This window comes from Pseudomonas fluvialis, from assembly GCF_002234375.1.
Taxonomy (GTDB): Bacteria; Pseudomonadota; Gammaproteobacteria; order Pseudomonadales; family Pseudomonadaceae; genus Aquipseudomonas; species Aquipseudomonas fluvialis.
Genome location: NZ_NMQV01000013.1, coordinates 18,607 through 37,591 on the forward strand (window position 1 = coordinate 18,607; position 18,985 = coordinate 37,591).

General features: G+C 64.2%; 17 protein-coding genes. 4 read left to right on the plus strand and 13 right to left on the minus strand.

From position 1 onward, the window contains the following. Nucleotide 1 precedes the first annotated feature (1 nt). Nucleotides 2-691: a tRNA (N6-threonylcarbamoyladenosine(37)-N6)-methyltransferase TrmO gene (gene tsaA, locus CFY91_RS07280; RefSeq protein WP_165765314.1), complete on the plus strand. Its 690-nt coding sequence runs from the start codon at nt 2-4 to the stop codon at nt 689-691. 11 nt (nt 692-702) lie between these two features. Here the strand turns inward: tsaA and CFY91_RS07285 are convergent, their stop codons facing one another. The 6 genes from CFY91_RS07285 to CFY91_RS07310 form a co-directional block, all read right to left on the minus strand. Further along, a complete protein-coding gene (locus CFY91_RS07285) occupies nt 703-1,173 on the minus strand; it encodes a phosphate-starvation-inducible PsiE family protein (protein ID WP_093985690.1) in 471 nt (156 codons plus the stop codon). 99 nt (nt 1,174-1,272) lie between these two features. Further along, complete coding sequence (ligA, locus tag CFY91_RS07290; protein ID WP_093985691.1) at nt 1,273-3,648, minus strand: NAD-dependent DNA ligase LigA; 2,376 nt, start codon at nt 3,646-3,648, stop codon at nt 1,273-1,275. 103 nt (nt 3,649-3,751) lie between these two features. Next, nucleotides 3,752-4,573, minus strand: coding sequence for a cell division protein ZipA (zipA, locus tag CFY91_RS07295; protein WP_093985692.1), 822 nt, complete (start codon nt 4,571-4,573; stop codon nt 3,752-3,754). 237 nt (nt 4,574-4,810) lie between these two features. Then, the gene (gene smc, locus CFY91_RS07300; RefSeq protein WP_093985693.1) at nt 4,811-8,299 is read right to left on the minus strand and encodes a chromosome segregation protein SMC; all 3,489 of its coding nucleotides are present in this window, start codon (nt 8,297-8,299) and stop codon (nt 4,811-4,813) included. Further along, nucleotides 8,290-8,967 carry a GntR family transcriptional regulator gene (locus CFY91_RS07305; RefSeq protein WP_093985694.1) on the minus strand — a complete coding sequence of 226 codons (678 nt, stop codon included), beginning with the start codon at nt 8,965-8,967 and terminating at the stop codon, nt 8,290-8,292. Before CFY91_RS07305 ends, smc begins: the two co-directional genes overlap by 10 nt. Before the next feature lie 37 nt (nt 8,968-9,004). Then, a complete protein-coding gene (locus CFY91_RS07310) occupies nt 9,005-10,051 on the minus strand; it encodes an AraC family transcriptional regulator (RefSeq protein ID WP_093985695.1) in 1,047 nt (348 codons plus the stop codon). A gap of 145 nt (nt 10,052-10,196) precedes the next feature. Between CFY91_RS07310 and CFY91_RS07315 the strand changes: the two genes are divergently transcribed. The 3 genes from CFY91_RS07315 (at nt 10,197) to CFY91_RS07325 (ending at nt 13,299) form a co-directional block, all read left to right on the plus strand. Beyond that, a complete protein-coding gene (locus CFY91_RS07315) occupies nt 10,197-11,198 on the plus strand; it encodes a 2Fe-2S iron-sulfur cluster-binding protein (protein WP_093985696.1) in 1,002 nt (333 codons plus the stop codon). A gap of 10 nt (nt 11,199-11,208) precedes the next feature. Further along, a complete protein-coding gene (locus CFY91_RS07320; protein ID WP_093985697.1) occupies nt 11,209-12,381 on the plus strand; it encodes an alkane 1-monooxygenase in 1,173 nt (390 codons plus the stop codon). Nucleotides 12,382-12,453: 72 nt separating this feature from the next. Beyond that, the gene (locus CFY91_RS07325) at nt 12,454-13,299 is read left to right on the plus strand and encodes an ion transporter (RefSeq protein WP_093985698.1); all 846 of its coding nucleotides are present in this window, start codon (nt 12,454-12,456) and stop codon (nt 13,297-13,299) included. Nucleotides 13,300-13,347: 48 nt separating this feature from the next. On the opposite strand, the gene ccmI is transcribed toward CFY91_RS07325, so the two are convergent. From ccmI to CFY91_RS07360, 7 genes are read right to left on the minus strand one after another with little or no spacing between them, the layout of a single operon-like run. Next, a complete protein-coding gene (gene ccmI, locus CFY91_RS07330; protein ID WP_093985699.1) occupies nt 13,348-14,553 on the minus strand; it encodes a c-type cytochrome biogenesis protein CcmI in 1,206 nt (401 codons plus the stop codon). After that, the gene (locus CFY91_RS07335) at nt 14,550-15,050 is read right to left on the minus strand and encodes a cytochrome c-type biogenesis protein (protein WP_093985700.1); all 501 of its coding nucleotides are present in this window, start codon (nt 15,048-15,050) and stop codon (nt 14,550-14,552) included. Before CFY91_RS07335 ends, ccmI begins: the two co-directional genes overlap by 4 nt. Next, nucleotides 15,047-15,586, minus strand: coding sequence for a DsbE family thiol:disulfide interchange protein (locus tag CFY91_RS07340; RefSeq protein WP_093985701.1), 540 nt, complete (start codon nt 15,584-15,586; stop codon nt 15,047-15,049). The genes CFY91_RS07335 and CFY91_RS07340 overlap by 4 nt, the downstream gene beginning before the upstream one ends. Next, nucleotides 15,583-17,556: a heme lyase CcmF/NrfE family subunit gene (locus tag CFY91_RS07345; protein WP_093985848.1), complete on the minus strand. Its 1,974-nt coding sequence runs from the start codon at nt 17,554-17,556 to the stop codon at nt 15,583-15,585. Before CFY91_RS07345 ends, CFY91_RS07340 begins: the two co-directional genes overlap by 4 nt. Before the next feature lie 17 nt (nt 17,557-17,573). Further along, complete coding sequence (gene ccmE / locus CFY91_RS07350; RefSeq protein WP_093985702.1) at nt 17,574-18,029, minus strand: cytochrome c maturation protein CcmE; 456 nt, start codon at nt 18,027-18,029, stop codon at nt 17,574-17,576. Further along, on the minus strand, nt 18,026-18,202 hold the full coding sequence (gene ccmD / locus CFY91_RS07355) for a heme exporter protein CcmD (RefSeq protein ID WP_093985703.1): 177 nt from the start codon (nt 18,200-18,202) through the stop codon (nt 18,026-18,028). Before ccmD ends, ccmE begins: the two co-directional genes overlap by 4 nt. Further along, nucleotides 18,199-18,954, minus strand: coding sequence for a heme ABC transporter permease (locus tag CFY91_RS07360; RefSeq protein ID WP_093985704.1), 756 nt, complete (start codon nt 18,952-18,954; stop codon nt 18,199-18,201). The genes ccmD and CFY91_RS07360 overlap by 4 nt, the downstream gene beginning before the upstream one ends. Nucleotides 18,955-18,985: the final 31 nt, after the last annotated feature.

Genomic DNA, 18,985 nt, shown 5'->3' on the forward strand with positions numbered 1-18,985 from the left:
CATGCCACCCTACAGCGTCAGCCCGGTGGGCATCCTGCATTCCTGCTTCAAGGAAAAATTCGCCATTCCGCGCCAGCCACAACTGGCCCCGGCGGCCCGCGGCATCCTCGAACTGCTGCCACCGTTCAACACTGGCGAGGCCGTGGCCGGCCTCGAGCAGGTCAGTCATGTCTGGCTGATTTTCCTCTTCCACCAGGCGCTGGAAGACAAGCCGCGCCTCAAGGTGCGCCCGCCCCGCCTGGGCGGCAACCAGAGCATCGGCGTATTCGCCAGCCGCGCCACCCACCGCCCCAACGGTATCGGCCAGTCGGTGGTGCGCCTGGACAAGGTGGAGACCGGCCGCCTGCACCTTTCCGGCATCGACCTGCTGGACGGCACGCCGATCCTCGACATCAAGCCCTATGTGCCCTATGCCGACAGCCTGCCCGAGGCACGCAATGCCATTGCCCCGCAGGCGCCGCAAGCCATTGCCGTCAGTTGGCAGGCCGCCGCCCGCCAGTCCGCCGTACAGCATGCCCAGCGCCTGCAGCAGCCGCTCTGCGAGCTGATCGAACAGTGCCTGGCGCAGGACCCGCGTCCGGCCTATCAGCAACCCGACGCGCAACGCCGCTACGGCGTACGCCTGTGGGATGTGGAGGTGCACTGGCACTACCCGCAGCCGGGACATATCTGTGTGCTGGCCGTGGGCTGAGGCGCCGCCTGTCAGGTGCGTGCCTTGCTGCTCACCAGCCAATAGGTAATGCCTAGCGCCAGGACAATGCCAGCAATGCCGAACAGATAACCCGGCTCGATCACGCTGGTATCGAGCACGATCACCTTGCGTGCCACGGCCATCAGTGCGGTGGCAATCACCAGCTTGACGTGTATGACGTCGTCACGCAGGTACAGGGTGATATTGGCGAAGATCTCGATGGCAATGAGCACCGCCAGGAAGGCGGCGAACACGGCAAAAATATCATTCAGGTTGAGCAGCATGAACGGCGGCGCCATCAACCGCTGGTACAGCACCATCACCACGTCGGCTATGCACCACATGATCACCAGCACCATGAGGATCGCCAGCAGGCGAATCATCTGGCGAATGACCGCATGCAGGTGACGGAGCAGCGGGTCACTCTGCAGTTCGCTGAGATGGTTATCCGGTGCTTCGCCCGGCGGGGTTTCTGTCGACATGCTCAACCTCCTTGCGACGCGGCGTGCGGCCCTGTCTTCTTACTAGCACAGGCTGCACGTCTTGCCGCAAACGGATGATTACCGCATGCGACGAGCCACTCACTCGTCGCACTGCTCCGCCAGTTCCTGCAAGGTACTCAACAAGGCCTCTTCATCGAGCACCCGGATACCCAGCTCCGCCGCCTTGGCCAGCTTGGAACCGGCACCGGGGCCAGCCACCACGCAGTGGGTCTTGCTCGAGACCGAACCTGCCACCTTGGCACCCAAGGCCTCCAGCTGCTGCTTGGCCTGGTCACGGCTGAGGCTTTCCAGGGTTCCGGTGAGCACCCAGGTCTGCCCCAGCAGCGGCAGGCCACCGGCCTGGCGCCGCTCACTCAGCCAGTGCATACCGAAGGCCTGCAACTGGGCGTCGATATCCTCGGCGCGACGCCGCTGCTGCGGGTCGGCAAAAAACTCGCGCAGCGCCTGCCGGGCTTTTTCGTTGAGCCCCTTGCACTGGGCCAGCGTCAGCCAGTCCTGACTGAGCGCAATCAGCGCTTCCAGACTGCCCGTCTGCTCCGCCAGCAGGCGTGCACCGGTGCTGGCGATACCAGGAATGGCCAGTTTTTCCAGCAGCTCGGCCAGGCTGGCGCAGGCCGTGAACTCGGCGGCCAACTCGCTGCTTTGCTGCGGCTGCACGCCATGTTCGAGTAATTCGTTGATCACCTGGCGGTTGTGCGCGTCGGCAAAGAAACTGTGGATTTCATGCGCCACCTCCTGCCCCACATCCGGCAACCAGGTCAGCACCTCGGGCAGCGCCTGGCTAATGCGCGGCAAGTTACCCAGCGCGCGAGCCAGCAGCTTGGCGGTTTCCTCGCCGACATCGGGAATCCCCAGGGCAAAGATGAAGCGCGCGAGACTTGGCTGGCGGCTTCCCGCAATCGCCGCCAGCAGGTTGCGCGTGGACAACTCGGCAAAACCTTCCAGGGCCAGCACCTGCTCGTGGGTCAGGCGATACAGGTCGGCCGGCGAATGCACCAGCCCGTTGTCGACCAGTTGCTCGACGATCTTTTCACCGAGGCCATCGATATCCATGGCGCGTCGCGAGACGAAGTGGATGATCGCCTGCTTGAGCTGGGCTTCGCAGGACAGCCGGCCCACGCAGCGATACACCGCACCCTCGCTGAGACTGGCGCGACCCTTGCTGCGCTTGACCAGCTGGGTGCGCTCCACTGCCGAGCCGCACACCGGACACTGTGCGGGAATCTGCACAGGCCGCGCATCGGCCGGACGGCGCTCGGGCACCACCGCCATGACCTGTGGGATCACGTCGCCGGCACGCCTGATGATCAGCGTATCGCCGATCATCAGGCCCAGCCGGGCGACTTCATCCATGTTGTGCAGGGTGGCATTGGACACGGTAACCCCCGCCACCTGCACCGGGCGCAGGCGGGCCACCGGGGTCACTGCGCCGGTGCGACCTACCTGAAACTCCACATCGAGCAGTTCGGTCAGCTCTTCCTGGGCGGGAAACTTGTGGGCGATCGCCCAGTGTGGGCTACGCGCACGAAAGCCCAGCTGCTGCTGGTCTTCCAGGCTGTTGACCTTGAACACCACGCCATCGATGTCATAGGCCAGGCTTTGCCGGCGCGCGCCGATCTCTGCGTAGTAGGCCAGGCAGGCATCCACGCCACGCGCCAGGCGTAGCTCGCGGCTGATCGGCAGGCCCCAGGCCTTGAGTTGCTCGAGCATGGCGATATGGCTGGATGGCAGGTCGGCGGCGTACTCGCCAACCCCGTAGGCGCAGAACTCCAGGGGGCGGCTGGCAGTGATCTTCGGGTCCAGCTGGCGCAGGCTGCCGGCGGCCGCATTGCGCGGATTGGCAAAGGTCTTGGCACCGGCATCCACCTGGCGGGCATTCAGGGCCTCGAAGCCGGCGCGCGGCATGAACACCTCGCCGCGCACTTCCAGGCGCGCCGGCCAGCCACTGCCCTGCAGGCGCAGGGGTATCGTACGGATGGTCCGCACATTGGCGCTGATATCCTCGCCGGTACTGCCATCGCCCCGCGTGGCGCCGCGCACCAGCAGGCCATCGACATACAGCAGGCTGACGGCCAGGCCGTCGAGCTTGGGCTCGCAGCTGTAATCCACCTCAGCGCCGCCGCCAAACAGGTCACCCGGCGGCAGGCCCAGGCCAGCCTGCACGCTGCGGTCGAAGGCGCGCAGGTCGTCTTCGCTGAAGGCATTGTTGAGGCTGAGCATCGGCACGCTGTGTTGCACTTCGGCAAAGGCCTGCAAGGCACTGCCACCGACCCGCTGCGTCGGCGAGTCGGCACTGATCAGCTCGGGATGGGCCTGCTCCAACTGCTGCAACTCACAGAACAACCGGTCGTATTCGGCATCCGGAATACTCGGCTCATCGAGCACGTAGTAGCGGTAGTTGTGTGCATCCAGTTCATGGCGCAGGGCGCTGATGCGTTGGGCGGCGTCAGTCATGGCAAATAAGCCTCAAGCGGCAAGTTCCACGCGGCAAGAAAGCAAAAAGCCCCAAGCCAAGCGATTAACCTGTGGCTTGAGGCTTGTAGCGTACCGCGGTGGTCTAGCGTTTCTGGGTCATGTGCTTGCGTTCGAAATCGACGATACGCTGGCGGTAGTGCTCGATGGTCTGCGCAGTCAGCACACTGCGCTGGTCGTCCTTGAGGTCGCCTTCCAGCTCGCTGGACAGCTTGCGCGCCGCAGCCACCATCAGATCGAAGGCCTGTTTGGGATAGCGCGGGCCGGGCAGGCCGAGGAAGAAGCTGACCGCACGGGTGCTGAACAGGTCCATGTCATCCAGGTCGAAAGTACCCGGCTTGACACCGTTGGCCATGGAGAACAGCACTTCACCATTGCCGGCCATGCTCTCGTGGCGATGAAAAATGTCCATCTCGCCAAAGCGCAGACCACTTTCCAGGATGCTCTGCAGCAGCGCCGGCCCCTTGAAGCCTTCCGGATGGCGGGCCACCACATTGATCACCAGCACTTCCTCTACCGGCGGCAGGTCTTTCTGGCTGTTCGCGGCCGGCTTGGCCGCGGCGCTTTCCTCGACCGGAGTGAGCAGGGTCGGTACCGGCTCCTCGCTGTCTAGCTCCAGGTCGCCCTGGCGGGGCTCGACACCACGGCGTTTGTTGATGTCCTTGGCGCTGAACGACGGCAGGTCCTGCTCGTCGAAGGTCGGTTCCTGGTCACGCTTGACCACGCGTACCGGGCCGAGCAGGTTGGGATCGACCGGTTCGTCATCCGGCAATTCACTCAGGCTGCGGTCAAGCTTGAACTTGAGCTTGCCCTTGCCGCCACTCATACGTCGCCAGCCGTCGAACAGGATGCCGGCAATCACCACGACACCGATGACAATCAACCATTCACGCAAGCCAAAATCCATGTGCGTCACTATCCCCGAAAAAAGATGAAAAGGGCATTGAGCGGGGCTTGAACCCCACCTCACCGGACGATTCGCATGCTCCCGGAAGCCACTGCAACACGCTGTTCTGCATGGCGTTTTTGAGCACGGTAAAAAAGTGTGCCTAAGCTAGCATGAGCCACGCCCTCTTTGCACCGTCTGGCGTTGCTCCACGCGCATTGATTTGCATCACTTTTTGCTACGGGGCGGGCTGATCGCTCAACTTTCCACCAACTGCATGGCCTCGGCCACATCCACCGCCACCAGGCGCGAGCAGCCTGGCTCGTGCATCGTCACCCCCATCAGCTGCTCAGCCATTTCCATGGCGATCTTGTTGTGGGTGATGTAGATGAACTGCACCTTCTCGGACATCTCCTTGACCAGCCGGGCGTAGCGGCCGACGTTGGCATCATCCAGCGGTGCATCCACTTCGTCGAGCATGCAGAACGGTGCCGGGTTGAGCTGGAAGATGGCGAATACCAGGGCCAGCGCGGTGAGTGCCTTCTCGCCACCGGAGAGCAGGTGGATGGTGCTGTTTTTCTTGCCCGGTGGACGCGCCATGATGGCCACGCCGGTATCCAGCAGGTCCTCGCCGGTCAGCTCCAGGTAGGCGTGACCGCCGCCGAACACCTTGGGGAACAGCGCCTGCAGGCCGGCGTTGATCTGCTCGAAGGTGTCCTTGAAGCGGTTGCGGGTTTCCTTGTCGATCTTGCGGATGACGTTTTCCAGGGTCTCCAGCGCCTCGACCAGGTCGTCGTTCTGCGCGTCCAGATAGCGCTTGCGCTCGGACTGCTGCTGGTACTCGTCGATCGCCGCCAGGTTGATCGCACCGAGGCGGGCAATACGTCCGGCCAGCTGTTCCAGCTGCTGCTCCCAGGCCAGCTCTGCGGCCTCTGCCGGCAGACTGGCCAGCACGCCATGCAGGTCATAGCCATCGCTGTGCAACTGCTCGGCCAGCGCCTTGCGCCGTACATCCAGCCCTTGCCAGTCGAGGCGCTGCTGTTCGATCTGGCCGCGCAGCAACTGGGCCTGCTGTTCGGCCTGGCTGCGGCGTTTTTCCTGCTCGCGCAGCTCACGGTCGGCATCATCCAGGGCATGCCGCGCCAGGCGCAGTTCATCATCCACGGCCAGACGCCGCTCAAGCAGCTCTTCCAACTTCAGACGCAGCTCTTCGAGGGGCGCTTCGCCCTCCTCCAGGTTCAGCTGCAACTGTTCGCGGCGCTCGAGGCTGCGCTCGAACTGCAGCTCCAGACGCTCCAGGGCCTGGCGGGTGGACACCTGTTGGGCCTGCAGGGAGCCCAGGCGCAAGGCCAGCTGGTGGGCATGATCCTTGTGCTGGCGGGCAGTTTGCCGCTGGCGGTCGAGCTGTTCGCGCAACTGATCGCGACGCCCCAGCAACTGTTCGCGCTGCTCGCTGTCGCTGGCCATGCTGTCCAGGGCATCTTGCAGGGCCAGGCGCGCTTCGCCCAGTTGTTCCTGCTCCACGGCCTGCTGCTCAACCAGCTCGGCCTGCTCCTGCTGCAGGCGCTCACGGCGCAGCAGGAGTTGTTCGTTGCGTGCCTGCAGGGCCGACAGGCGCGCCTGCAGATCAGCCAGCAGGCGCGCCTGTTCGGCCAGTTGCCGGCGCTGCTGGTCACGCTGCTGCTCCAGCCTGTGCTGCTGCTCGCGCAACTGCTGCAGCCGGGCATCCTGCTCGTCGAAGCGCTGTTCGGCCTGCGCACAGGCTTCCTGCAGGTCCGCAATCTCCTGGCCACGTGCCAGCAGGCCGCTGTCACTGGCAGCAGCACGTCGCACCCGTAGGAAGTGCCGTCCCACCCAGTAGCCATCGCGGCTGACCAGGCTCTCCCCGGCTGCCAGGCCGGCGCGCGCCGCCAGGGCCTGTTCCAGGCTGTCCACAGTACGCACCTGGGCCAGCCAGGGCGACAGATCGAACGCAGCCTGTACTTTATCAAGCAGGCTGCCCGGCAGCCTGACGCCGCCGGCATTCAGCTGCAACAGGCGCAGTTCACCCTCGCTCAGGCTGGCCAGCGGCAGGCTGGCAAAGTCATCCAGCAATAGCGCCTGCAGGTCGGCACCCAGCACGGTTTCCACCGCCAGCTCCCAGCCGGCCTCGACGCGCAAGCCTTCGGCCAGGCGCGGCCGTTGCGTCAATCCTTGCTCATGCAGCCAATCACTTGCCCCCTGCGCGGGGTTCAATGCGGCCTGTTGCAGCGCTTCCAGCGAGGCCAGCCGGCCATTCAGCCGCTGCAGCTCGCCCTGGGCCTGTTGTTGCGCCTGCTGGGCCTGCTGCAACTGTTCACGCACCTGCAGCAACTGCTCGCCGGTCAGTTGCTCGGCGTCCTGCAATATGAGCTGCGCCTGCGCTGCCTCAGCATGCTGCACCTGCAGCGTCTGCAGCTCCGCCTCCTGCGGCGCGCTGGCCAAGTGAGCCTGCTCATCGCGCAGACGCCGCTCCCGCTCGCCCAGGCGCTCCAGGCTCTGTTCCAGTTGGCTGATCCGCGCCTGCTGGACTTCTGCCTGGCGGCGCGGCTCGGCACTGCGCTGGTTGAAGGCGTCCCACTGTTCCTGCCAGGCGTGCATGGCCGCTTCGGCCTCTTCCAGCGCCGCAGCACCTTCTTCGGCCGCCGCACTGGCTTCCTCCTGCTCCGGCAGCAACAGCTCCAGCTCTTCTTCCAGAGTGGCCAGCAAGGTACGGTCATGGCCCAGGTGCGACTCGGTTTCCAGACGCTGCCGCTCAGCCTCGCGCAGGTCGTCCTGCAACTGACGCAGACGCTGCTGGCCATGCTGGATGGCCTGTTCGACACGGGCAATATCGCCGCCCACCGAGTAGAAACGCGCCTGCACCTGGTTGAAGCGCTCGGACAGTTCATGATAGCCGTCGCGCAGGCGCTCGATGGCCGCATCGGCATTGCGCTGTTCGGCCTGCAGGGCCTCGTAGGCCACCGCCTGGTCGCCGATCATCGCTTCGCGCTGGCCTGCCTGGAGGTTCAGCGCCTGCCACTTGAGCGCGGCCAGCTGGGCCTTGAGCTGCCGCTCCTCGGCCTTGTATTCCTGATATTTTTCTGCCGCCTGAGCCTGGCGATGCAGGCGTTCGAGCTGACGCTCCAGCTCCTCGCGCAGATCGGTCAGGCGTGCCAGGTTCTCATGGGTACGCCGGATACGGTTCTCGGTCTCGCGACGGCGCTCCTTGTACTTGGAGATGCCCGCCGCTTCCTCGATGAAATTGCGCAGGTCCTCGGGCTTGGCTTCGATCAGCTTGCTGATCATGCCCTGCTCGATGATCGAGTAGCTGCGTGGCCCCAGACCGGTGCCGAGAAAGATATCGGTGATATCACGGCGCCGACACTTGCTGCCGTTGAGGTAGTAGCTGTTCTGCCCGTCGCGGGTGACCTTGCGGCGGATGGATATCTCGGCAAAGGCAGCGTATTCGCCAACCAGCGAATTGTCGCTGTTGTCGAAAATCAGCTCGATGGACGCCTGGGTCACCGGCTTGCGGGTGTTGGAGCCATTGAAGATGACGTCGGTCATCGACTCGCCCCGGAGGTTCTTCGCCGAACTCTCGCCCATCACCCAACGTACAGCATCGATGATGTTGGACTTGCCACAGCCGTTGGGGCCGACGACCGCGGCCATGTTGCTGGGAAAACTGACTGTAGTGGGATCAACGAACGACTTGAAACCGGCCAGTTTGATGCACTTCAGGCGCATGGGACGCTCTCACTGTCGGCCAGGGCATCCAGCACCAGGCTGCAGTTGTGCCGCACATAGGCTTCCAGCAGCTGTACCGCGCGCTGTTCGTCACGAATCAGCAGCAACGGCAACAGCGCATCGAAGGTTTCCACCAGGCGGCGCATCTCCGAACGGCGCCGTTCAAGGATCAGGTGGTAGGTGCGACTGACCGCCGGCAAGAGATTTTCCAGGGTCTCCTGCAGAAAAGGGTTGTCGGCGAAGGGAAAGGCGGCACGCATCAGCTCGAAGCTATGGCTGACAAAGGCATCAATATCGTCCTTGGCCAAGCAGGCGTGCAGGCGCTGCTGGATGTCCTCGAAGACCTGCAACTGGGCCGGTTCGCGCCAATTGCGCAGGGTCGCCCGGCAGAGCATGGCATAAAGCTGGGCAAGTAATTCGTAGAGGCTGCGCACATGGCGCGGACTCAGGGCACTGACCTGGGCGCCGCGATGCGGGAGAATTTCCACCAGATGCCGGCGCTGCAGGATCAGCAGGGCTTCGCGCACTGAACTGCGACTGACCTGTAGTGCCTGGGTGACCTTGACTTCGCCTATGCGCTCGCCGGCCGGCAATTCACCACGAATGATACGCTCGGCCAGATGCTGGGCGATCTGCTCGGCGAGGCTGTCCTGTGCCTTGGCTGTCATGGCGCTCTCTGTGGCTGGGGGCGTGCGGGGGCGCAGTCTAGCAAGGGCGTGCGTCGTTCTGGTAGCCCGCTGGCGTCTGGCAGGCCGAGGGTGGAACGCCTTGCCAACGCTTGAAGGCACGGCGGAAGTTGGCTACATCGCGGTAACCCAGGCTGCATGCGATCGCCTGGATACTCAGCCGGCCGGCTCGCAAGTGTTCCAGGGCCAGGCGATGACGCAACTGGTCGAGCAACTGCTGGAAGGATGTGCCTTCGGCCTGCAGATGACGATGCAGGGTGCGCGGGGTCATGTGCAGCAGGCGCGCGGTGGCCTGCAGACCAGGTAGTGCCTGCTGGCGCTCCAGGAGCAGACGCTGCACGCGGGTGGTCAGGCTGCCCTGCGCCTGGCGAGCCGTATCAAGTCGCAGCAGTTCACGCTGACACAGCTGTTCGGCTTCGCGAAAGGCTTGCGGATCAGCCAGTTGCAAGGGCTGGTCGAGCAGTGCCGCGTCCAGGGTTACCGCCGCCCAGGGCTGGGCATAGCGTACCGGGCAGCCAAACAGCTCGCTGGCCAGGGCGGCATAGGCCGGCTCGGCAAAGGGAAAGCTGACCTGGCGCAAGCGCACACCGCCGGGGCTGAGGGCAACAAACAGATTGCTGATCGCCAGCAGCACCGCCTCCAGCAAGCTATGTTCGCTGCGCCCCAGCGCGTACACGCTGCGCACCTGCAGATGCAGACAACCCGCTGCAGGCTCGGCCAACTGCTGCAGGGTCACCAGCGAGGTAGGCAGGGCCAGGTACTGTTCGACCAGGCCAATCGCCTGGCGTAGCGATTCGCTCTGCAGTGCCGCGTAGCCGAGGATGCCATGACTGCCCACACGCAGGCGCTCGCCAAGCAGCAAGCCGAAGGCCGGCTCGCCGGTAGCCTGCAGCGCAGCCTCCAATAGGGCACGCAGGTGCGTCAGGTCGGCCATGAACGCACTGTCGGCCAACTGCGCCGAGTGCAGTCCGGCCTGCCGCAGGCAATCTTCGACATCCCCGCCCATCACGGCGATCTGCTCGACAACCAGCCGCAGGTATTGCACCGGCAGGGTGAAGCGACTCATGGCGGGCTCCCGTGGCACGGCAAGGTGGCCACAATGTCAATTAATGACCCCTTTATGTCAACCGTACACCTCCACCCACGCGGCACACACTTTCTATGCTGTAAGCACTTCCGTGAGATCTTCTCTTGTCTATCGAGGAATCTGCATGTTCGCCTTCTTGCGGCGCGCGCAACCCAGTCAGGCGCAGGTCAACCAGCAATCCATCCAGGTAGCACCTGGCGAGTCACTGTTGCAGGCTGCCTTGCGCCATGGCCTGGATTTCCCCCATGGCTGCCGGGTAGGCGCCTGCGCCAGTTGCAAGTGCCAGCTACGGGCCGGCCAGGTGCGCGAACTGACCGACAGCAGCTATGTACTGAGCGCCGCCGAACGTGCAGCGGGCTACATCCTGGCGTGCCAGAGCGTGCCGCAGGGAGACATCCGGGTGAGCCTGGCTGAACCAGTGCGCCAGGTGGCCGGGCAGATTACCGGCCAACGGGCACTCACCCGAGACATCATGCACTTACAGGTACAACTGGCCGAACCACTGGACTATCGCGGCGGGCAATACGCCGAGCTGTGCCTGGACAGTCTGCCCGGCGTATGGCGCTGCTATTCCTTCGCCAGCCCGGCCAGCCCTGACGGCCAGGTCAGTTTCTTTATCCGCCGCCTGGTCAACGGGCGCTTTTCCACACGCCTGCACGACGACTTGCGCGGCACAGGCCTGAGCCTGCGCGGCCCGCGTGGCGAGTGCTACCTGCGTGCGGGTCATGGGCCATTACTCCTGGTGGCTGCCGGCAGTGGACTGGCGCCCCTTCTCACCCTGCTGCAGGAGGCGCTGGCCGATGGCTGCCAGCGTCCGGTACGGCTGTTGTTCGGCGCCCGCCGCCAGGACGACCTGTATGCCCTGGAGCAGATCGCCCAACTCGCCAGGCAGTGGCCGGGCACCTTCAGCTTTACCCCGGTGCTCTCGCAAGAGCCCTGCGACAGCAACTGGCGCGGCGCACGCGGCTCGCTGCTCGCGCAACTGCCCCAACCAACAAGCAGCGATACCCAGGCCTACCTGTGCGGGCCTGTTGGCCTGGTTGAGGATGTCAGCCAGCACCTGCAACGCCAGGGCCTGGCAGCCGCGCAGATTCACAGCGACCCGTTCAGCCCCGCCAGCGACTAGGAGCGCCACCATGAGCCTGCTGCATTACCTGAAGTTTCTGCTGTTTCATGCCACCGGCCTGCTGGCCATACTTGCCCTGTTGGCGGGCGGCGCCTGGATCAGCTATGGCCTGCTGGCCATCCTGCTCATCTTCACACTCGGTGATGCATTAGGCGGCGACGACACCAGCACACCGCTGTATCGCTATCCGGCCCTGCTGACCCTGCAGCTCTGGACTGCATTGCCCCTGCTGGCCAGCTTGCTGTTCGTCGCCCTGTGGAGTGTCAGCCGCACGGACGTGCTGGGGTTCGGCGCCTGGCTGGGCGGACTCAGCGGCTACGACCTGCTGGGCGCACGGCAGGACACCTGGACAGGGCACTACCTATCAACCTGGCTACTCTGTGGCCTGATGATCGGCATGCTCGGCACCATCACCGCCCATGAACTCATCCACCGCACCTGGGACCCGCTGTCCTTGTTGATCGGGCGCTGGTTGCTGGCCTTCAGTTTCGACTGCGCCTTCGCCATCGAGCATGTCTATGGTCATCACCGCTATGTCGCTACCCACCTGGACCCGGCAACCGCACCACGCGGGCGCAGCGTCTATCGACATATCCTGCTGTCCACCCTGCACGGCAACCGCAGTGCCTGGCAGATCGAGCGGCAGCGCCTGGCGCGCCAGGGCTGGCAAGTGTTTGGCTGGCACAATCGGCTGCTGCGCGGCTACCTGATGAGCCTGCTGCTGGTCGGACTGGCCTATCTGATCAGTGGCTGGCCGGGCGCCTTGCTGTTCATCGCCAGCGGTTTGTGTGGCAAGGCCTTGCTGGAAATCGTCAACTACATGGAGCACTACGGATTACTGCGCGATCCACACCAGCCGGTACAGCCGCGCCACTCGTGGAATAGCAACAAGCGCCTGAGCTCATGGGCCATGTTCAATCTGACCCGGCACTCCCACCATCATGCCCAGGGTGAGCTGCCTTATACCGCACTGCAACCCATGCGCGACGCTCCACTCATGCTCAGCGGCTATCTCAGTACACTCCTCGTCACCCTGCTGCCGCCGCTCTGGCACCGTCTGATGGCGCCACGCCTGCTGGACTGGGATCGTCAGCAGGCCAGTGCAACGGAACGCCAACTGGCTGCCGAGGCCAACGCTCGCAGCGGCATTGCCGCACTGCGGCCGGCGAGCAGCAGGCGCTGAGCACACCAGGTGATTGCCGGGCATAGCTGGCGGCGGCACACTGCCGCCAGACAGACCACCCGGAGCCCTGCCATGCCTGCGCCATCCCCGCTGCGCGAAACCCTTTACCAGGTGATCTTCCACGTCGACACCGCGGCCGGACGACGCTTCGACACCTGGTTGATTGTGCTGATCCTGGCCAGCCTGCTGGTGGTGTTGCTGGACAGCATCGAAGTCATCCAGCAGCGTTATGGCCTGTGGTTCAACCTGCTGGAGTGGGGCTTTACCCTGTTCTTTGCCGTGGAATACCTGCTGCGCCTGTACTGCTCACCACGCCCGGCGCGCTACGCCTTCAGCTTCTTCGGCCTGATCGACCTGCTGGCCGTGCTACCGGCGTTCATTGCCCTGTTCTACAGCGAGGCCCAGCTACTCATCGTGATCCGGGTGATCCGCCTGTTGCGGGTCTTTCGCGTACTCAAGCTGCGTCACTACCTGGTACAGGCCAACTTCCTGCTCAGCGCGCTACGCGGCAGCCGACAGAAAATCATCGTGTTCCTGCTCAGCGTATCAACCCTAGTCACCGTATTCGGTGCGCTGATGTACGTCATCGAAGGCCCGGAGCACGGCTTCAGCAGTATTCCCAAGGGCATCTACTGGGCGGTAACCACCCTGACCACGGTAGGCTTTGGCGATATCACCCCAAAGACCGCGCTCGGCCAGACCATCGCCACACTGGTCATGATCACCGGCTATTCGATCATTGCCGTACCCACCGGCATCTTCACTGCCGAGCTGGCCAATGCCATGCGCCAGGACAATGGCCTGCACCTGGCCCATGCCTGTCCGCGCTGCCACAAGGCCCCGCATGAAGCGATGGCCGCCTTCTGCAGTCGTTGCGGCAGCGCCTTGTACCCTGCCCCAGCGCCAAAGCCAGACTGACCAGGCGACCAGGCGACCAGGCGACCAGCTGGCTAGCCTACCTATCGATCAGGGCGCGCGGTCAATCACCAGGCGCACTGCGGCCTCACCCAGCGGTGCAGCTTCGCTGACCGCCTGCCACTCACCCTGGCTGGCATTGCCGCTGCGTGAAATGCGCGCCACGGCCTGCAACTCGCCGGCGCCCTGCAGGGTTTGCCCGGGCAACATGATGTCGGCATCGCTGAGCGTCACACTGAGCGGCAGGTCGGCCACCGTGAGACGCTTGACGGCCAGCGGCATCGGCCCGCTGGCCGGTGCACGGACAAACACGAACAGGCTGTCGTCAGCGGCCACCTTGTCCTGCAGGGCAGGATCCAGGCTGACCTCGATACGAATCTGCGCCGCTTGCACAGGCGCGGGGGTAGCGCCCGCCGCCTCGTCCTGCTCGGCAGCCGGCAGGCGTGCACGGGCCGCCTCGATACCACTCTGGATCGCCTGACGGGCCGGGTCATTGGCGGCCAGGCCATCGACCACGCGCTGCCAGTAGCCGATGGCTTCGGCAAACCGCTCATTCTCGAAGGCGTCGATACCCAGCAGGCCCAGGCTGGTCTGCTCCTCGGGATTGGCCTTGAGCGCTTCGTCGACCAAGGCCTGGATCTGCTCGTTCCACTGCCGGTCGGCGGCAAAGTACAACGCCTGCGCCCACAAGCCGAGCAAATCAGGCTCACGCCCGGACAGCTCGACGGTACGCTGGAAGGCACTCGCGGCTTCGCCCAGGCGGTTGGCCGCCATGTAGCCACGCGCCAGGAAGAACCAGGCCTCTACCGAGGCCGGCTGATCCTTCACCGCCTGCTCCAGGCGAACCACCATCTCATCCAGGCTCTGCGGCATGTTCTGGCGCTGCTCTACGGTTTCCTGCACCTGCGCGCTGGCCCCCCAGTGCAGGTAAAGGGCATAGCCCAGCACGGGCATCAGCAAGGCCATGACCAGCGGCAGACCACGTCCCAGCGGATTGCTCTGCAGGCGCTCTTCGACGCCGGTGTCCTCGAGCAACTCACGGCCGGCTTCGGCCTTACCCGCCTCCAGCTGCTCGGCACTGAGCGTGCCGGCATCATATTGCGCCTGCAGCTCGGCCAGGCGCTCCTGGTACAGGCTGACGTTCAGCGCGGTACGGTCTTCTTCGGTCTGTGCACGACGCCCGCGCACGATGGGCAACAACAGATAGGCCAGAGCGATCAGCAGCAACAGGCCGGCGGCAAGCCAGAATAGGGTCATGGGTCTTTTCGTTCCTGATCAGCGGAAGAAGCAGCATTGGCGGCCAGCAGCGCCTGCAGGCGCGCCTGCTCGGCGGCATCCAGTTGCGCCTGGCTGGCCGCCTGGGCTTGCGGGCGACGACGACGGACGATCAGCAGCAGCACCAGCAGCCCGCCGACCAGCAGCACACCCGGGCCGAACCACAGCAAGGCGGTGCTGCTGTTAAGCGGCGGGCGGTACAGCACGAAGTCGCCGTAACGGTCCACCAGGTAGCTGATTATTTCGTCATTGCGCTTGCCTTCACCGAACATGCGGAAGATTTCCCGACGCAAGTCCATGGCAATCGGCGCATCCGAGTCGGCGATGTTCTGGTTCTGACACTTCGGGCAACGCAACTCGCTGGTCAGCTCGCGAAACCGCTCGCGCTCATGGTCGTTGCGAAACTCATAGGTATCGATGGCAGCCTGAGCTGCCGTGGCGCACAGCAGCAGGGACAGCCCCAGGGCACGCAGAATCATGGGGTCGCCTCGTCGAGCAGTTGCTGATAGAGCGGCGCCAGCTTGCTGCGCCAGACGTTTTCATCGATGGCACCGACATGCTTGGCGCGGATGATGCCCTGCTTGTCGAGCAGGAAGGTCTCCGGCGCGCCATACACGCCCAGGTCAATGCCCAGGCTGCCCTGCGGGTCTTCGATGTTGAAGCGGTAGGGATTGCCCAGGCGCTGCAGCCACTCACGTGCCGCGGCACTGTCATCCTTGTAGTTGATGCCGTAGATGGCCACCCCCTGTGCGGCCAGGCGATTGAGCATCTCGTGCTCGGCCTTGCAGGTCGGGCACCAAGTCGCCCAAACATTCAGCAGCGCCGGCTGGCCCTTGAGCTCATCACTGTTAATGATGCGCCCCGGCTCTTCCAGCGAGCCCTGGCTGAAACTGGGCAATGGCTTGTCGATCAGCACCGAGCGCAATTCCTTGGGGTCCAGGTACAGGCCGCGGTAGAGAAACACCGCCATGAGCAGGAATACCCCCAGCGGCAACAACAGCATCGCCCGCTTCATGCCGTCACCCCCTGTGCGCCCAGTGCTTCGCGGACACGCTGGCGCACCTTCAGGCGATAGCGTTTGTCCAGCGCCGCCAGCACGCCACCCAGGCACATCAGCAAGCCACCCAGCCAGATCCAGCGTACGTAGGCCTTGATGTGCACGCGCACGGCCCAGGCGCCCTCTTCCAGCGGCTCACCCAATGCCACGAACAGGTCACGGGTAAAGCCGGCGTCGATGCCGGCTTCGGTCATCGGCATCTGCTGCACGGTGTACAGGCGCTTCTCCGGGCGCAACACGGCCAGTTGGCGACCCTCTTCCAGAACGCGCACGGTGGCCTTGTCGGAGATGAAGTTGGGCCCTTCAAAGTGCTCGGCACCTTCAAAAACAAAGGTATAGCCACCCAGCTCCAGGCTTTGCCCAGGCTCCATGCGCAGGTCACGTTCCTCGCTGTAGTGGCTGACCATGACGATACCCACCGCACACACCGCGACGCCCAGGTGGGCCATCTGCATGCCCCAGTAGCTCGGCGTCAGGCTGGACATGCCACGCAGCAATCCCTTGTGACGGGTCTTGTCGAGCAGATCGCGCACCCCGGCCAGCACCACCCAGGCGGCCAGGAACACCACGGCCAGTACGGCCCAGTTGAAGTCGCCGAGCAGCACACAAGCCAGTACGCCCAGCGCCACGCTGGTCAGCAGGACCGGCGCCAGCATGCCCAGCAACCAGCGCATCGGGGTGTCCTTCCAGCGCACCAGCACACCGACCGCCATGGCCAGCATCAGTACGGCCATCAGCGGCAGGAACAGCGCATTGAAGTAGGGCGGCCCCACCGACAGCTTGGCGCCGGTGGTGGCATCGAGAATCAGCGGATACAGGGTACCCAGCAGGATGGTTGCGGTAGACACCACCAGTACGATGTTGTTGGCCAGCAGCAGGGTTTCCCGCGACCACAGGGCAAAGCCCGAAGCCCCCTTGACCACTGGCGCGCGCAAGGCAAACAGGGTCAGTGAGCTACCCACGACCAGCAGCAGGAACACCAGAATGAACAGGCCACGTTCAGGGTCGGTGGCAAAGGCATGCACCGAGGTCAGCACACCGGAGCGTACCAGGAAGGTGCCGAGCAGGCTCAGCGAGAACGCGGCGATGGCCAGCAGCACGGTCCAGCTCTTGAACACGCCACGTTTTTCCGTGACGGCCAGCGAGTGGATCAACGCCGTACCTACCAGCCAGGGCATGAACGAGGCATTTTCCACCGGGTCCCAGAACCACCAGCCACCCCAGCCCAGCTCATAGTAGGCCCACCAGGAGCCCAGGGTAATGCCGATGCCCAGGAAGGCCCAGGCCACCACGGTCCAGGGACGCGACCAGCGCGCCCAGGCGGCATCCAGACGTCCGCCGAGCAAGGCGGCAATGGCGAAGGCAAAAACCACCGAGAAGCCGACATAGCCCATGTAGAGCATCGGCGGATGGAGGATCAGGCCAATATCCTGGAGCAGCGGATTGAGATCACGACCATCGGCCGGAACATGCGGCAACAGGCGCTCGAAGGGATTGGAGGTGACGATGAGGAACAGCAGGAAACCGATGCTGATCATACCCATCACGGCCAGCACACGGGCCAGCATGACTTCCGGCAGCTGCCGGGAAAATACCGACACGGCCCAGGTCCAGCCGCCGAGGATCAACCCCCAGAGCAACAGCGAACCTTCATGGGCACCCCATACCGCGCTGAACTTGTAATACCAGGGCAGCGCCGAGTTGGAGTTGTTGGCCACGTAGGCCACCGAGAAATCATCGACCATGAAGGCCCAGGTCAGGCAGGCGAAGGACACCGCCAGCATGAAAAACTGCCCACGCGCCGCTGGCACCGCCAGGCTCATCCACAGGCGGTCGCCACGCCAGGCACCCAGCAACGGCAGGGTGGCCTGCACCAGACTCAGGCACAACGCCAGAATCAGCGCCAGGTGACCGAGTTCAGGCACCATCAGTTGAAAAGCCATCATCAATACTCCGCGGCCTTGGCCGGCTTGCTCTGCCCGCTTTCGTTGAGTGCCTTGGTCACTTCCGGCGGCATGTAGTTTTCGTCGTGCTTGGCCAGTACTTCGTCAGCAATCAACTCACCGTCATCATTCAGTCGGCCCAGCGCGACAATGCCCTGCCCCTCACGGAACAGATCGGGAAGAATGCCGCGGTAACGCACCGTGACATTGGCCGCGTAGTCGGTGACCACAAAGGCCACGTCCAGCGAGTCGGCCGAACGCTGTACCGAACCTTCCGCCACCATGCCGCCGGCGCGGATGCGCGTGTGCGCAGGGGCTTCGCCATTGGCAATCTGTGTCGGCGAATAGAACAGGTTGATGTTCTGCTGCAGGGCGACCAGCGCCAAGGCCACGGCGATGCCCACACCGGCGAGCAGGCCGAGGACGATGAACAGGCGTTTCTTACGTTGCGGGTTCACTGCGCACCCTCCCGGCGCAGACGGCGCGCCTCTTCCTGCAGATAACGACGGCGCGCCAGCAGCGGCAGCGCCACATTGAGCAGCACCACCAGGAAGCTGATGCCGTAGGCGGACCAGACATAGGGGCCATGGCTGCCCATGGCGAGAAACTCGGAAAACGAGGCAAAACTCATCGAACCTTCTCCAGCAAGCGGCTCATCTCGGCCTTGACCCAACTGGTGCGCGCTTCCCGGCGCAGCACTTCCAGACGCATGCGCAGCAGCAGCACGGCACCAAAGAAGCAGTAGAAACCCAGCACCATCAGCAGCAGCGGCAGCCACATTTCCGGCGCCATGCTGGCCTTGCCGGTGACGGTGAAGGTGGCAGGCTGGTGCAGGGTGTTCCACCAGTCCACCGAGTACTTGATGATCGGGATATTCACCGCCCCCACCAGCGCCAGCACGGCACAGGCCTTGGCGGCACTGTCACGGTTGGTGATGGCCTGGCCCAGCGCAATCACCCCGAAATACAGGAACAGCAGAATCAGCATGGAAGTCAGCCGGGCATCCCACACCCACCAGGCGCCCCAGGTGGGCTTGCCCCACACGGCACCGGTCAACAGGGCAATGAAGGTCATCCACGCGCCAATCGGTGCTGCCTGCTGCAGCGCCACATCGGCCAGTTTCATTTTCCAGACCAGGCCAACCAGGCCTGCCACGGCCATCATCAGGTAGCACGACTGGGCAAGAAAGGCGGCGGGCACGTGGATGTAGATGATGCGGAAGCTGTTGCCCTGCTGGTAATCCGGCGGCGCAAAGGCCAGCCCCCAGACCGTACCAACCAGAATCAGCAGGATTGCCGCGACACTCAGGCCGCGCAGCCACAGGCTGCTGATTTCATAGAACCACTTGGGCGAGCCCAGCTTGTGAAACCAAGTCCAATTCATGGTCTGACTCATCATCTCGCTAATTACTGGC

What these genes read in the sequence shown, in the direction of transcription:
- zipA (WP_093985692.1), bottom strand. Translation starts at nt 4,573, where the DNA reads ATGGATTTTGGCTTGCGTGAATGGTTGATTGTCATCGGTGTCGTGGTG.
- CFY91_RS07345 (WP_093985848.1), bottom strand. Translation starts at nt 17,556, where the DNA reads ATGGTGCCTGAACTCGGTCACCTGGCGCTGATTCTGGCGTTGTGCCTG.
- CFY91_RS07305 (WP_093985694.1), bottom strand. Translation starts at nt 8,967, where the DNA reads ATGACAGCCAAGGCACAGGACAGCCTCGCCGAGCAGATCGCCCAGCAT.
- CFY91_RS07335 (WP_093985700.1), bottom strand. Translation starts at nt 15,050, where the DNA reads ATGATTCTGCGTGCCCTGGGGCTGTCCCTGCTGCTGTGCGCCACGGCA.
- CFY91_RS07285 (WP_093985690.1), bottom strand. Translation starts at nt 1,173, where the DNA reads ATGTCGACAGAAACCCCGCCGGGCGAAGCACCGGATAACCATCTCAGC.
- CFY91_RS07340 (WP_093985701.1), bottom strand. Translation starts at nt 15,586, where the DNA reads ATGAAGCGGGCGATGCTGTTGTTGCCGCTGGGGGTATTCCTGCTCATG.
- CFY91_RS07325 (WP_093985698.1), top strand. Translation starts at nt 12,454, where the DNA reads ATGCCTGCGCCATCCCCGCTGCGCGAAACCCTTTACCAGGTGATCTTC.
- CFY91_RS07310 (WP_093985695.1), bottom strand. Translation starts at nt 10,051, where the DNA reads ATGAGTCGCTTCACCCTGCCGGTGCAATACCTGCGGCTGGTTGTCGAG.
- ccmI (WP_093985699.1), bottom strand. Translation starts at nt 14,553, where the DNA reads ATGACCCTATTCTGGCTTGCCGCCGGCCTGTTGCTGCTGATCGCTCTG.
- ccmD (WP_093985703.1), bottom strand. Translation starts at nt 18,202, where the DNA reads ATGAGTTTTGCCTCGTTTTCCGAGTTTCTCGCCATGGGCAGCCATGGC.
- CFY91_RS07360 (WP_093985704.1), bottom strand. Translation starts at nt 18,954, where the DNA reads ATGAATTGGACTTGGTTTCACAAGCTGGGCTCGCCCAAGTGGTTCTAT.
- CFY91_RS07315 (WP_093985696.1), top strand. Translation starts at nt 10,197, where the DNA reads ATGTTCGCCTTCTTGCGGCGCGCGCAACCCAGTCAGGCGCAGGTCAAC.
- tsaA (WP_165765314.1), top strand. Translation starts at nt 2, where the DNA reads ATGCCACCCTACAGCGTCAGCCCGGTGGGCATCCTGCATTCCTGCTTC.
- CFY91_RS07320 (WP_093985697.1), top strand. Translation starts at nt 11,209, where the DNA reads ATGAGCCTGCTGCATTACCTGAAGTTTCTGCTGTTTCATGCCACCGGC.
- ligA (WP_093985691.1), bottom strand. Translation starts at nt 3,648, where the DNA reads ATGACTGACGCCGCCCAACGCATCAGCGCCCTGCGCCATGAACTGGAT.
- smc (WP_093985693.1), bottom strand. Translation starts at nt 8,299, where the DNA reads ATGCGCCTGAAGTGCATCAAACTGGCCGGTTTCAAGTCGTTCGTTGAT.